A 12,065-nucleotide genomic window follows, 5' to 3' on the forward strand; every position below is an offset into this window, starting at 1 on the left:
ATGGCCGAGATTGATCTCGGGGATGGGGTGCAGCGTTTGCCATTTGGGCGTATCAATGCTGAATGGGAAAAGTTCAAATCTCGAGTGGTATCCGGAGACTGTATTTTTTTCTTCACAACTGATGAAACCACATGGGAGGCGTTACATGGGCGGGAGGGTTATCTTCTGGTGAGAGATGGCGAGCCGGTCGATGCAATAGTGACCAAGGTGAACTGACTGAAGCAGCGCCCGGAGGCGCTGCCCACGATATGAAGCCCCGCTGGTTTTACCCTTCGGCACTTTCCTGCCCGGCCTGCTCGACGGTCACCACCAGGCAGCCTGGCATGGCGCGCACGCGCACCGGTGTCTGGATGTCGAACCCGGCGGCGGCGAGCCAGTCGCCGCGCATCTGCAGCCAGGGCACGCGCCGGGCGGGGCGCGGCTAGGCCACGCGGCCGGGATACTCGTAATACTGGGTGCCGACCGTCAGCCGGCGTTCGGAAGGGATTTTAGCCGGGCGGCGATTGCCCGTAGAATGGTCGTTAGCCATGACTCAACTCCTTAGCAGTTGGTTGTGGTCAGCCTGGCTGGGGAGGTTGTAACTCCCCGGTCAGGCGCTTATTTTTGTCTGCCTCGCTTTCCGCTTAACCCTCAGTCCGGCCGATTGTCCGGTTCCTGTAGCGCGCCACAATGCCATCGTAGTTTTTTCCAATTTACCGGTCGTAGGATTTGGCAGGTTTTTCGTGGTTTTGCCGATTTCTGGTCGTACAAAAAATTTCGCTGACCACTTTGGTATCGCATGATTTGCCAGCGGCCATAGTAGAGATTGCCGAACTGGCGTCGTAGGTGTAGCGAGCCGAGTTGGCGTCGTAGGCGGTGGATGCGAGGTTTTGACGTGATCCAGAGTGCGATGGTGATGGGTGGATTCCGGCGCCATCGTCATGACGATGACGCCGGGAGGGCCGTAGGATGGTGATCGCGCGGTGGCTAAGACGCCACCTGCTGTCGGATCAGTTCGTCGTGGGAGCGCCAGTGGGGTTGCACCAGCACGCCATTGACGTGGGTGATGGTGACGGTTTTCCGGGTTTCGCGGGCGGCTTCGATGAGGCTGCCATAACAGAGATTACGGCACAGGCGCAGATTGCCCTGGGCGCTGCGGATAATGAGCTCCATGGCGGCCTCGTTGAAGGTATTGAGCCCCAGCCGCGCGGCTTCAAGCTCACGGACGATGTAGCCTTCCATGTCGTCGTCGTTGAGTGGCTTGAGGGTGGCGAAGTAGGTAATGCGGCTTTTGATGTCCTGATTGACGTTGAGCGCCAGGTAGTGGAGCAGCTCGCGCTGGCCGAACAGCACCAGATTGTGCTGCTTGGGGAACTGTTCGAACAGCAGGCGCAGCTTGCGCAACACCTGCATGTCGAGCAGGTGGGCCTCGTCGATGATGTTTAATTAATGAAGACTCAGGAGGCAGGCGGTTGCCCGGAGGTTTGACCATTGCAGCCGGACGGAACATATACAACGTTCTATAAGCCGACAGAAGTGCGACGAGCAAGCAACTTTAGAACCCTATTCAGTTATGGCCCCGGCCGTGCCTTGGTGTACTAACAAGACATCCGCCCTAGTGGTACGATAAGACTCCGGCTTTTTGGCAACTACGAGCATGCGCAACTAGAAAACAATGATATAGAGCATCGCTTTATGGTGGGTGGTACGGTTGTAACGCACACCGATTACCATGGGGCCAGTACAAGCACAGAGCGGGTCACGCATCTCCATAAGGACGCTCAAGGCTCGACCATTGTGATAACGGGCAATGCGGTGAGCGGAAATGTACTCAAACAACAGCTTGCTTACGACCCATGGGGTAAACAGTCGACGTTGTGGAGCCATAGCCAATTTGTGCTCGGTAAGTATTTAGGTGAGATGCGCGGCTATACCGGCCACACCATGGTGAACGACATGGATGTGATTCATATGGGTGGGCGTACCTACAACCCGGTGCTTGGACGCTTCATGCAGGCAGACCCGTTCATTCAAGCGGGCACCAATTTACAAAACTATAACCGCTACAGCTATGTACTCAATAACCCGCTGAGTTACACTGACCCGAGTGGGTATTTCTTTAAGAAGCTCAGCACTACGTTTGGCAGATTTACGCCACTAGTGGCGATAGCTATTATGGTTATTCCAGGTGCACAGCCCTTGGGAGTTACGATGCTACAAGGCTTTTTTGCGGGCGGTATTGCGACCGGAAATTTACGCGGCGCGATAGTCGGTGGATTGACGGCCGGCATGGGAAAAAGCCTTGGTGGATTAAAGGGAGTTGGCGGCTTCATGTCGAGGGGAATTGTTGGCGGCGCAGCGAGCTCGGTGCAAGGCGGGAAATTTAGCCACGGCTTTGTAAGCGCAGGCGCGAGCTCCATAGGGGGTAATGCAGGAAGCCCAACTGGAAACATATTGATGTCTGCCATTGTCGGAGGAACCGTATCCCACCTAGTGGGCGGTAAATTTGCGAATGGGGCAACCTCAGGGGCGTTTGCGCAGATACTGAGTGAAGGAGGAAATCAAAGTCAATATCGTCGTTCGAGTCGCTCGGTGCCACTAACCGCCGAGCAGAGAGAAGCTTTTGAGCCGCAATTTAGAATATTAAGAGACAAAGTTGCACGGTCAAGTCGCTTTGATACAAGCGAGGACGCTGCTAATTGGTTGCATGAGAATGTTCACTCGAAACTAACCGTTGATGTGGAAGTAGGAGCTTATATCTACCAGACGGGAGAGCAATTTTTCATTGGTGCTTTGCAGACTGACTACATGACCAATAGTCTTAATCTTGTCATGGTGGGGAGAGCGCAACCCTACGCGTCATGGCATTCCCATGGCACACATAAGGGGCTTTACTGGCGCCCATCGTTGGATGATATCAGATTAGATAGGCGGCAAAATATGACATACGGCTACACTTCCACGACTCATCATGGGGGTTCGCTGTGGCGGTTTGATGTGAATGAATTCAAGGCGTCTAACCTGCCGCTCAGCTATGACAATACTCAACTATACATGTGTAACTTACGTCGCGAGGGAAATTGTTAATGGGCAAATATTTATTAGGTTTTTTGGCGTTGTGGCTCATGGGGGTAACTTTCCCTGCGAAGTCTTTTGAATACACGTCTTTTCTTAGGCTCAATATAACTCCAGAAGCCTACTCTGGGCAGAAAGTGCGATTGGTTGGCTATTTGCGAATTGACCCAAGCGACTTGAACCAAACGGAGTCACCTTATGAGTTTTGTGGCGTGATAATGCACGATGAATCCACGATGCGTGCGATTCGGGTATATGAGATGGTGACTTTTTGTACGACCCTTGAGTACAGCCATGACCGTATGCAGTATCGTTATGTTGGCATTTGGGGAACATTTCTTGTGCGTGATGAGTGCCCGCCTGTTCTTAAAGTGTATATGAGAGATAGACCTTTAGGTTGTTTGGTTGACGTTGACTATATCTTTCATGCTGAAGTTGAGGGATTGGATGAGCCGATGCCGCCGCCACCTCCACCGCCCGAGGATAGCGAACCTTCAAAATCAGAATGACGGTTTCGTTATATAAAGCAGTCATATCAGCGTTGCAGCTTTAACTTGACACGCGAACTCGGTGATAACTGCGATTAAACTGACCTAAGTGGATATTTATTTGAGTAGCTCAATACCATGTTTGGTATATTTATTCCGCTACTGTCGATGGCCTTACCTGGGACGCAATCAGGAGCTACGATATCAAAAAGACCGGAAACTTACGCGGCGCGATAGTCGGTGGATTGACGGCAGGCATGGGAAAAAGCCTTGGTGGATTAAAGGGAGTTGGAGGCTTCATGTCGAGGGGGGATTGTTGGCGGCGCAGCGAGCTCGGTGCAAGGCGGGAAATTTAGCCACGGCTTTGTAAGCGCAGGCGCGAGCTCCATAGGGGGTAATGCAGGAAGCCCAACTTGAAACATATTGATGTCTACCATCGTTGGTGGAACTGTATCTAAGCTCGTCGGTGGTAAGTTTGCGAATGGGGCGGTGGGTTCTGCTCTATCGTCGTTGTTAGAGATAGCGCAGCTTGACAGTAGTAAAGAATTGGTTGTGGGCTCAGGTGAAGGGAGGGGTGCATCACCGTCGTTTGCAGATTTATCCATCGAAGCTAAGGGGTTTGGCTCCGCCAATGAAGCAGCCCACGCTTTCGGAGAAAAGTATGGACCACTTGGATTGGATGGACCTCGAGAGTATAACACGGGAATTATCCAACTTGGTGATGAAGAGTTTGGTTACGTGAAGCCACTTGCTGGGGAGCTAGGTTCCAAAACGGTGAGTGTAGGGGCTTACGATGCTGCTCTACAGGCACGCTATGGCGACGCTTACATTTCACTCGCGCATACACATTTCGATTCAAATTTAATTTTTTCATCGTACGATGTGCAGGTGGCCCAGATATTGCCATTGTATTTACATAACCGCTCGGGTCAAACGTTGCTGCTTAATTCAGATATAATCAGAAGGACAATAAGGGGCTCTAGTTATAAGGGGCCCAACGCATTAAGACAATACCTCAATTCAAATCAAGGAATGCAAGGAGAGTGCGTGTATGGTTGCTAGTAGATGCATTCGTTTAATAATCGTAAGCGTTATAGCTATGTCTTTCATGATAAATGCCAGCGCTGCTTCCTACGAATTACAAGAACAGCGTTTGAAATTTGTTTCTTTGGATATGTGCGTGGAACGAGTGCGCGGCCAGGTGCGATTGGAACGTGATGATCTTGATACGTTTGATTCCATCGGCGAATTGGCACGGTGGACACTTATACACTTACCTGAAAAGATCACGGATGGGTTTCGTAGGGCCGGCATGACCGTGGGGCAGGAGTTTTCTATTGTTGATTTCGATAAAGAGGCGGACGTCCACTTCATATATTCGGCGATTGTGTCAGAGCTGCCATTGTATGTCGAGTGTGAGGAATTCGGAGAAAGCCTTGTTGCTGAGGTGCTTAGGCAGGAGCTCTATTTAAGTTTGGACTTAGGAAGAGGGGCTATTGCACATCAATTTGAAAACGCTCTGTCTATGAAAGATAGTTATGAGGTCGAGAGAGCATTCATGGCTATCTTGGCGTTAGAAACAGCAAGCGTCCCCTGGAAAGGTAAATAACACTGAAGAGCTGTTGTGCTCCAATGATGAATTGATGTATCCAAGTTTGTCGGTGGTAAGTCTGCGAATGGGGCAGCATCAGGGGCGTTTGCCCATGATTTTTGATGACTCTAATACCCCTAAAGAAGGGGATTTAATTTTGAGTATGATACTTTATTACTCAAGTTTCGGCGGATTCAGCCCGAATATTGCCGTTCAGTATGATACTTTATTTTTTCAGCGGGAAATCTCAGCTACTAAAAATCAACGAGTTACGGAAGGCTTAGTATGAAACTTTATTACTACGCCACATGGACACTTTGCTAAGCACTATTTTGTGTCCACTTTTAGTGGTACGGATCAATTATTCTACCGTAACCGATTTAGCCAAGTTACGCGGTTGGTCTACGTCGGTGCCTTTGATGATGGCCACATAGTAGCTGAGCAACTGTAAGGGTAGCGTATAGAGGATAGGGGCGATAATTTCGTCTACATGGACAAGGTTAATCACTCGCATGGTGTCGTCGCTTTTAAACTGCGCTTTTTTGTCGGCGAAAACATACATAATTCCGCCACGGGCACGCACTTCTTCCACGTTTGATTTTAGTTTTTCAAGCAATTCATTGTTAGGTGCCACAACAATAACCGGCATCTGGGCGTCTATCAGCGCCAATGGGCCGTGTTTGAGTTCACCTGCTGCATAAGCTTCCGCGTGAATATAACTGACTTCTTTGAGCTTCAACGCGCCTTCCATTGCAATTGGGTATTGATCGCCACGGCCAAGGAATAAGCTGTTTTCTTTATCGGCAAACTCTTCCGCTAGGGCTTCAATTTCGGCGGTAATGTTGAGTGCTTCTTCTAGTTTATTCGGTAGCGAGGCAAGGGCATGGCTAATGCGCGCTTCAATGCTGGCGTCGACGCCATTGGCACGGCCTAGTGCGGCAACTAGCATGAGCAAGCCAGCTAATTGGGTGGTGAAGGCTTTGGTTGAAGCCACGCCTATTTCTGCGCCGGCCTTGGTTAAGAAGGCTAGATCCGATTCACGCACCATAGACGAGCTGGCCACGTTACATACGGTTAAACTAGCGTGGTAACCCAAGGTTTTAGCTAAGCGCAGGGCGGCCAAGGTGTCGGCGGTTTCACCCGACTGTGAAATAGTAACGAATAAGCTATTTGGGAATACGTACGAGCTGCGGTAACGAAATTCCGATGCTATTTCTACGTTACACGACACCCCTGCATATTGCTCTAACCAGTAACGCGCCACCATACCCGCATGGTAGCTGGTACCGCAGGCTATGATTTGCACGTGCTTAATATTTTTAAAAATATCTTCAGCTTGCGGCCCAAATGCGTCTATGGCGATACGATCACCGTCTATGCGGCCTTCTAAGGTATTGCGCATAGCAATGGGCTGCTCATGAATTTCTTTGAGCATAAAGTGGCGATATTCACCTTTGCCACCCGCGTCGTACTGTAAGTCGGAGGTGTGTACTTGGCGCTCAACCATTTTATCGTTACTGTCGAATACCTTTATTTGGGTACGTGTAACCGAAGCCACGTCGCCTTCTTCTAGGTACATAAATTCACGGGTAACAGGAAGCAGGGCGAGCTGATCAGACGCGACAAAATTTTCGCCAATACCTAGCCCAATAACCAACGGGCTACCAGAACGAGCAATCACTAAATGGCCAGGTTCACGCTGGTCCATAATAACCGTGCCATACGCACCTTCTAGCTGTTTCACCGTAGCTTTAACAGCATCGAGCAGGGAATGGCCTTTCTCAAGTTCATGGTGAACCAAGTGGCAAATTACTTCGGTGTCGGTTTCAGACTGGAAGCTATATCCGAGGCCCTGTAAACGCACTCTTAACGCTTCATGGTTTTCAATAATACCGTTATGTACTACGGCCACGGTGTCGGACGACACATGAGGGTGAGCATTTTCTTTGGTTACTTTACCATGGGTTGCCCAACGGGTATGGGCAATGCCCACATGGCCATTTATACCTGTTTCTTCTTGGGCGGCGGCGAGAGCTTGTACTTTACCCACCCGGCGTAATTCTTGTAGGCCTTGGTCATTCAATACGGCAATACCTGCCGAGTCGTAACCCCGGTACTCTAAGCGTCGTAAGCCTTCTAATAAAATTTCTGCAACACGACGTTCAGCCGTTGCTCCTACAATTCCGCACATAGCTTTGTGTTCCCCGTTGTTGTTTTATTTATTTTTTAACTGGCCGTTTCCAACCCTCGATATTTCGTTGTTTAGCACGACCCACCGCTAAGGTGTCGTCGGGAACACTTGCAGTAACAACCGAGCCGGCACCAGTGGTGGCACGGTTACCTATGGTTACTGGGGCAACTAACGAGCTATTAGAGCCAATAAAGGCACCTTCGCCAATAATGGTTTGATGCTTGTTTACACCGTCGTAATTACAAGTAATAGTACCTGCACCAATGTTAGCTCCAGCACCTACTACAGCGTCGCCTATGTAGCTTAAATGCCCTGCCTTAGCGCCTTCGCCTAAAATAGAGCCTTTCACTTCAACAAAATTACCTACCGCGGCACCTTTGTTCAATTCAGTGCCTGGCCGTAAACGAGCAAAGGGACCCACTTGGGCTTGTTCACCTACCACGGCATTTTCTAATATGCTATTGGCTTTAATGCGTGCGCCATTACCAATGGTACTGTTACGAATAACACAGTTTGGCTCTATTACCACGCCTTCGCCTAAACTTACCTTGCCTTCAAAAACAACGTTAACGTCTATTACTACGTCGTTGCCAATGTCAACCTGGCCACGTACATCTATGCGAGCTGGGTCCATAAGGGTAGCGCCATTTAACATCAGTTCTTCAGCCTGGCGCAGTTGAAAAGCGCGCTCTAAGGCAGCTAACTGTACACGGTTATTAGCACCTTCTACTTCAGCAATAGTGGCGGGTTGGGCGGTTTTAATGTCAACGCCTTCTGCAGCGGCCATTGCAACCACGTCGGTTAAGTAATACTCGCCTTGGGCGTTATTGTTATCGAGTGCTTGTAACCAACGCTTTATTGCTTTGCCGTTAGCAACCATAATACCCGTGTTCACTTCACAAATTTTATGCTGCTCGGCGCTGGCGTCTTTATGCTCAACAATACCCGTTACTCGGTTTTCTACATTACGTTGAATGCGGCCGTAACCGGTTGGGTCGGGTAAAGTTACGGTCAGTAGCGCAAGGGCTGAATCGCCTTTCGCCTGCAATAGTGCTTCCAACGTTTCTTGTCGCGTTAATGGCACATCGCCATATAAAATAAGCACTTGGTCGTTGTCATCAATATGAGGAATAGACTGTTGCACCGCATGGCCAGTACCTAGCTGCTCCGCTTGCTCAACCCATTGCACTGCATAATTAGCCAGTCTTTCTTGTAAAAGGTCGCCACCATGGCCGTATATTAGTTGTGTTTTAGCTGCGCCTAAACGTTGCGCCGTTTCAATAACATGGGCAACCATAGGTTTGTGTGCCACAGGGTGCAGCACCTTTGGTAAATTAGAGCGCATGCGCGTACCTTTACCAGCGGCTAAAATTACAACATTTAAGTTAAATTGCGTCATGCAAATTCCTTGAACAAAACAGGTAGGGTATATACTCAGTATTTTAACAGTGTTTGCCCCACCTTGAAACGCTTTAGTTTTGGTATAACGTCTTATGCCACGGTGGTAGATTACGGTTTTGCTGATGATACTGCGGATGGCCTAGGGATAACCTTTAAAGCAGCGCTTGTTCCTTTGCGTAACTCTCACCTAGGTGTTATTGCAAATTTTGCTAGCTTAGAGCATACAGACATGTCATCCATAACTGTAGAAAGTTTCGATACCAGCATAATCTGGGGAAATAAACTAACTAAAACAGGTTTTGGTGGCTATTTTGGAGCAGGTGTTTTTAATGAGAAGTGGTCTGGTGGCGGGGGATCACATACTTTTTCAGGAGGCCAGTTCACAATGGGAATCGGTTATAATTTTGAACGTTTTGGCATAGAACTTTTTCTTAACCTGCGCCCAACTGACGCCTACGAAATTGGCGGGAATACACCCGACACAGCAGGTTCCGCTGGGCTTAGCTTTAGTCTTAGATTCTAAAATAATTCTCAACAAAAAAGCCCAGCAATTAGCTGGGCTTTTTCACATTAAGATATTCGCCTTTGCGAACCTGTTATTTGCCTTTACGGCCTCTCAATTGCTGTAATACCCGCAATTGAGCCACCGCACGGGCTAGCTCGGCTGCAGCTTCAGCGTACGACATATCCGGAGCGGAATGCGTTAACGCTTCACGTGCCTCTTGCATCGCTTTCTCAGCTGCTTGTTGGTCTAAGTCACCGCCGCGAACAGCAGTGTCGGCCAACACCGTTACTACTTTAGCCTGAACTTCCATAACGCCACCGGCGACATAGAATAGCTCTTCTTCACCAGCTGCCGTAACAACGCGAACCATGCCAGGTTTCAAGGCGGTCAGCAAAGAAATGTGACCGGGCAAAATACCCATTTCACCTTCGCTACCTGTTACCTGGACGGACTGCACATCGCCAGAAAATAACTGGTCTTCTGCGCTAACCACTTCCAGACGTAATGTAGATACCGCCATTACAAACCTCCCGTTCGATTACATTTTGCCGGCTTTTTCGATAGCTTCTTCGATTGCGCCAACCATGTAAAACGCCTGTTCAGGCATGCTGTCGTATTCACCATTAAGAATGCCTTTAAAGCCACCAATGGTGTCTTTTAGTGACACATATTTGCCTGGGGCACCGGTAAATACTTCAGCTACGAAGAACGGCTGCGATAAGAAACGCTGAATTTTACGCGCACGTGATACAACTTGCTTATCTTCTTCAGAAAGCTCGTCCATACCTAGGATTGCAATAATGTCTTTCAGCTCTTTGTAACGCTGCAAAACCGACTGAACGCCACGGGCTACGTCGTAGTGCTCTTTACCAATTACTTGTGGGTCAAGCTGACGTGAGGTTGAGTCGAGCGGGTCTACCGCTGGGTAAATACCTAACGACGCAATATCACGCGACAGTACAACGGTTGCGTCTAAGTGAGCAAAAGTTGTAGCTGGCGAAGGGTCAGTTAAGTCATCCGCAGGTACGTATACCGCTTGGATTGACGTAATTGAACCCGTTTTCGTTGAAGTAATTCGCTCTTGTAGGGCACCCATTTCTTCTGCAAGAGTTGGCTGGTAACCTACCGCTGAAGGCATACGGCCTAGTAGTGCCGAAACTTCAGTTCCCGCTAGGGTATAACGGTAAATGTTGTCTACGAAGAATAGTACGTCGCGGCCTTCATCACGGAATTTTTCCGCCATGGTTAAACCCGTAAGTGCTACACGCAAACGGTTTCCTGGTGGCTCGTTCATTTGACCGTAAACTAACGATACTTTGTCGAGTACGTTGGAGTCTTTCATTTCGTGATAGAAGTCGTTACCTTCACGAGTACGCTCACCAACACCAGCGAATACAGAGTAACCACTGTGTTCGATAGCGATGTTACGGATAAGCTCCATCATGTTTACAGTTTTACCAACACCTGCACCACCGAATAAACCTACTTTACCACCCTTAGCGAATGGGCAAATGAGGTCGATTACCTTGATACCTGTTTCAAGCAGTTCAACTGAGCTCGACTGTTCTTCATAAGAAGGGGCTTCACGGTGAATAGACATACGCTCTTCTTCACCAATTTCTCCCGCTTCGTCAATAGGCTCGCCTAGCACGTTCATAATACGCCCTAGTGTTTTCTCGCCTACTGGAACCATAATTGGTCCGCCAGTATTTTCTACGCTTAACCCACGACGCAAACCGTCGGTAGTACCAAGCGCGATTGTACGAACTACGCCGCCACCAAGCTGCTGCTGTACTTCAAGAGTTAACCCTTTAAGGTCACCTTCAGCAACACGTAGCGCGTCGTAGATCTTTGGAACGCCACCTTGTGGAAATTCGATATCCACAACGGCGCCAATGATTTGCACGACCTTACCTTGACTCATGACTTATCCTCTAAATTGCAAAATCTTTCTGACCTTTGCCTTGGCGCGTTATACCGCACCTGCACCCGATACGATTTCCGAAATTTCTTGGGTAATCGCAGCCTGACGCGCTTTGTTGTACACCAACTGCAGTTCGTCAATAAGCTCGCCGGCGTTATCTGTCGCGGCTTTCATCGCGACCATTCGGGCGGCTTGTTCACTGGCCAAGTTCTCAACCACACCTTGATAAACCTGACTTTGAATAAACCGACGCAACAAAACGTCTAGAATAGACTTTGCATCTGGCTCATACAGATAGTCCCACGGGTGTTTCCGTTGGGCTGTTTCTGATTTGGGCAAAGGCAATAGCTGGTTCATCGTTGGCTCTTGCGTCATGGTGTTCACAAATTTGTTATACACCAGGTAAACGCGGTCAACTTTACCTTCTTCGAAGGCTTTCAACATGACAGACACAGTGCCAATCAAATCGTTTAGTTTAGGTGCATCACCTAAACCTGACGTTTGTGAAAGAACAGTTCCTTTGAACCGCCTAAAAAAGCCAGACGCTTTACTACCCACGGCAGCGAAACGGACTTCAACGCCTTTTTCTTCCCACTCTTGAACATCGCGAAGTACCATACGAAATTCGTTAGAGTTCAAACCGCCACATAAGCCACGGTCTGTGGAAACGACGATGTAACCGACGCTTTTAACCTCGCGCTCTTCCAGCCAAGCATGGCGGTATTCGAGGTTACCTTGAGCAATATGGCCGATCACGTCACGAATAGAATCGGCATACGGACGGCTACGAGCCATCTGTTCCTGCGCACGTCGCATTTTCGACGCGGCAACCATTTCCATTGCGCTGGTGATCTTTTGAGTATTATTAATACTCCCGATCTGAGTTTTTATCTCTTTACCAACGGCCATAA

14 protein-coding genes are annotated in these 12,065 nt (G+C 49.0%); 7 read left to right on the forward strand and 7 right to left on the reverse strand.

Going from position 1 to position 12,065, the window contains the following annotated elements; genetic code table 11:
• Nucleotides 1-216 carry a hypothetical protein gene (locus tag M1L23_RS07075; protein WP_252626644.1) on the forward strand — a complete coding sequence of 72 codons (216 nt, stop codon included), beginning with the start codon at nucleotides 1-3 and terminating at the stop codon, nucleotides 214-216.
• 49 nt (nucleotides 217-265) lie between these two features.
• Here the strand turns inward: M1L23_RS07075 and M1L23_RS07080 are convergent, their stop codons facing one another.
• Both M1L23_RS07080 and M1L23_RS07085 read right to left on the reverse strand, forming a co-directional pair.
• Entirely contained in the window at nucleotides 266-403 is a 138-nt protein-coding gene (locus M1L23_RS07080; RefSeq protein WP_338021832.1) for a SymE family type I addiction module toxin, read from the reverse strand.
• A 563-nt stretch (nucleotides 404-966) separates the two neighbouring features.
• Entirely contained in the window at nucleotides 967-1,392 is a 426-nt protein-coding gene (locus M1L23_RS07085; RefSeq protein WP_252626646.1) for a hypothetical protein, read from the reverse strand.
• Nucleotides 1,393-1,776: 384 nt separating this feature from the next.
• On the opposite strand from M1L23_RS07085, the gene M1L23_RS07090 reads away from it, so the two are divergent.
• From M1L23_RS07090 to M1L23_RS07110, 5 genes are all read left to right on the forward strand, one after another.
• On the forward strand, nucleotides 1,777-3,066 hold the full coding sequence (locus M1L23_RS07090) for an RHS repeat-associated core domain-containing protein (RefSeq protein ID WP_252626647.1): 1,290 nt from the start codon (nucleotides 1,777-1,779) through the stop codon (nucleotides 3,064-3,066).
• Nucleotides 3,066-3,563: a hypothetical protein gene (locus M1L23_RS07095; protein ID WP_252626648.1), complete on the forward strand. Its 498-nt coding sequence runs from the start codon at nucleotides 3,066-3,068 to the stop codon at nucleotides 3,561-3,563. Before M1L23_RS07090 ends, M1L23_RS07095 begins: the two co-directional genes overlap by 1 nt.
• A gap of 405 nt (nucleotides 3,564-3,968) precedes the next feature.
• Nucleotides 3,969-4,604, forward strand: a complete 636-nt coding sequence (locus tag M1L23_RS07100; RefSeq protein WP_252626649.1) for a hypothetical protein — start codon at nucleotides 3,969-3,971, stop codon at nucleotides 4,602-4,604.
• Nucleotides 4,605-4,641: 37 nt separating this feature from the next.
• Nucleotides 4,642-5,151 (forward strand): hypothetical protein, encoded by a 510-nt coding sequence (locus M1L23_RS07105; protein ID WP_252626650.1) that lies wholly within the window; start codon nucleotides 4,642-4,644, stop codon nucleotides 5,149-5,151.
• A gap of 94 nt (nucleotides 5,152-5,245) precedes the next feature.
• Nucleotides 5,246-5,422, forward strand: coding sequence for a hypothetical protein (locus M1L23_RS07110; protein ID WP_252626651.1), 177 nt, complete (start codon nucleotides 5,246-5,248; stop codon nucleotides 5,420-5,422).
• Nucleotides 5,423-5,494: 72 nt separating this feature from the next.
• Here M1L23_RS07110 and glmS read toward each other — a convergent pair whose 3' ends face one another.
• Nucleotides 5,495-7,324: a glutamine--fructose-6-phosphate transaminase (isomerizing) gene (gene glmS / locus M1L23_RS07115; RefSeq protein ID WP_252626652.1), complete on the reverse strand. Its 1,830-nt coding sequence runs from the start codon at nucleotides 7,322-7,324 to the stop codon at nucleotides 5,495-5,497.
• A 28-nt stretch (nucleotides 7,325-7,352) separates the two neighbouring features.
• Nucleotides 7,353-8,723, reverse strand: coding sequence for a bifunctional UDP-N-acetylglucosamine diphosphorylase/glucosamine-1-phosphate N-acetyltransferase GlmU (gene glmU / locus M1L23_RS07120; RefSeq protein ID WP_252626653.1), 1,371 nt, complete (start codon nucleotides 8,721-8,723; stop codon nucleotides 7,353-7,355).
• A gap of 9 nt (nucleotides 8,724-8,732) precedes the next feature.
• On the opposite strand from glmU, the gene M1L23_RS07125 reads away from it, so the two are divergent.
• A complete protein-coding gene (locus M1L23_RS07125) occupies nucleotides 8,733-9,248 on the forward strand; it encodes a hypothetical protein (protein WP_252626654.1) in 516 nt (171 codons plus the stop codon).
• Nucleotides 9,249-9,321: 73 nt separating this feature from the next.
• Here M1L23_RS07125 and M1L23_RS07130 read toward each other — a convergent pair whose 3' ends face one another.
• From M1L23_RS07130 to atpG, 3 genes are read right to left on the reverse strand one after another with little or no spacing between them, the layout of a single operon-like run.
• On the reverse strand, nucleotides 9,322-9,750 hold the full coding sequence (locus M1L23_RS07130) for a F0F1 ATP synthase subunit epsilon (RefSeq protein ID WP_252626655.1): 429 nt from the start codon (nucleotides 9,748-9,750) through the stop codon (nucleotides 9,322-9,324).
• Nucleotides 9,751-9,768: 18 nt separating this feature from the next.
• Complete coding sequence (gene atpD, locus M1L23_RS07135; RefSeq protein ID WP_252626656.1) at nucleotides 9,769-11,154, reverse strand: F0F1 ATP synthase subunit beta; 1,386 nt, start codon at nucleotides 11,152-11,154, stop codon at nucleotides 9,769-9,771.
• Between the two features lie 48 nt (nucleotides 11,155-11,202).
• Nucleotides 11,203-12,063, reverse strand: coding sequence for a F0F1 ATP synthase subunit gamma (atpG, locus tag M1L23_RS07140; protein ID WP_252626657.1), 861 nt, complete (start codon nucleotides 12,061-12,063; stop codon nucleotides 11,203-11,205).
• Between the last annotated feature and the right edge of the window lie 2 nt (nucleotides 12,064-12,065).

This window comes from Aliidiomarina quisquiliarum, assembly GCF_023922585.1.
Taxonomy (GTDB): domain Bacteria; phylum Pseudomonadota; class Gammaproteobacteria; order Enterobacterales; family Alteromonadaceae; genus Aliidiomarina; species Aliidiomarina quisquiliarum.

Coding starts and splice junctions, on each gene's coding strand:
- M1L23_RS07075 (WP_252626644.1), top strand. CDS start 1: ATGGCCGAGATTGATCTCGGGGATGGGGTGCAGCGTTTGCCATTTGGG.
- atpD (WP_252626656.1), bottom strand. CDS start 11,154: ATGAGTCAAGGTAAGGTCGTGCAAATCATTGGCGCCGTTGTGGATATC.
- glmS (WP_252626652.1), bottom strand. CDS start 7,324: ATGTGCGGAATTGTAGGAGCAACGGCTGAACGTCGTGTTGCAGAAATT.
- atpG (WP_252626657.1), bottom strand. CDS start 12,063: ATGGCCGTTGGTAAAGAGATAAAAACTCAGATCGGGAGTATTAATAAT.
- glmU (WP_252626653.1), bottom strand. CDS start 8,723: ATGACGCAATTTAACTTAAATGTTGTAATTTTAGCCGCTGGTAAAGGT.
- M1L23_RS07105 (WP_252626650.1), top strand. CDS start 4,642: ATGTCTTTCATGATAAATGCCAGCGCTGCTTCCTACGAATTACAAGAA.
- M1L23_RS07100 (WP_252626649.1), top strand. CDS start 3,969: ATGTCTACCATCGTTGGTGGAACTGTATCTAAGCTCGTCGGTGGTAAG.
- M1L23_RS07095 (WP_252626648.1), top strand. CDS start 3,066: ATGGGCAAATATTTATTAGGTTTTTTGGCGTTGTGGCTCATGGGGGTA.
- M1L23_RS07130 (WP_252626655.1), bottom strand. CDS start 9,750: ATGGCGGTATCTACATTACGTCTGGAAGTGGTTAGCGCAGAAGACCAG.
- M1L23_RS07085 (WP_252626646.1), bottom strand. CDS start 1,392: ATGCAGGTGTTGCGCAAGCTGCGCCTGCTGTTCGAACAGTTCCCCAAG.
- M1L23_RS07110 (WP_252626651.1), top strand. CDS start 5,246: ATGATTTTTGATGACTCTAATACCCCTAAAGAAGGGGATTTAATTTTG.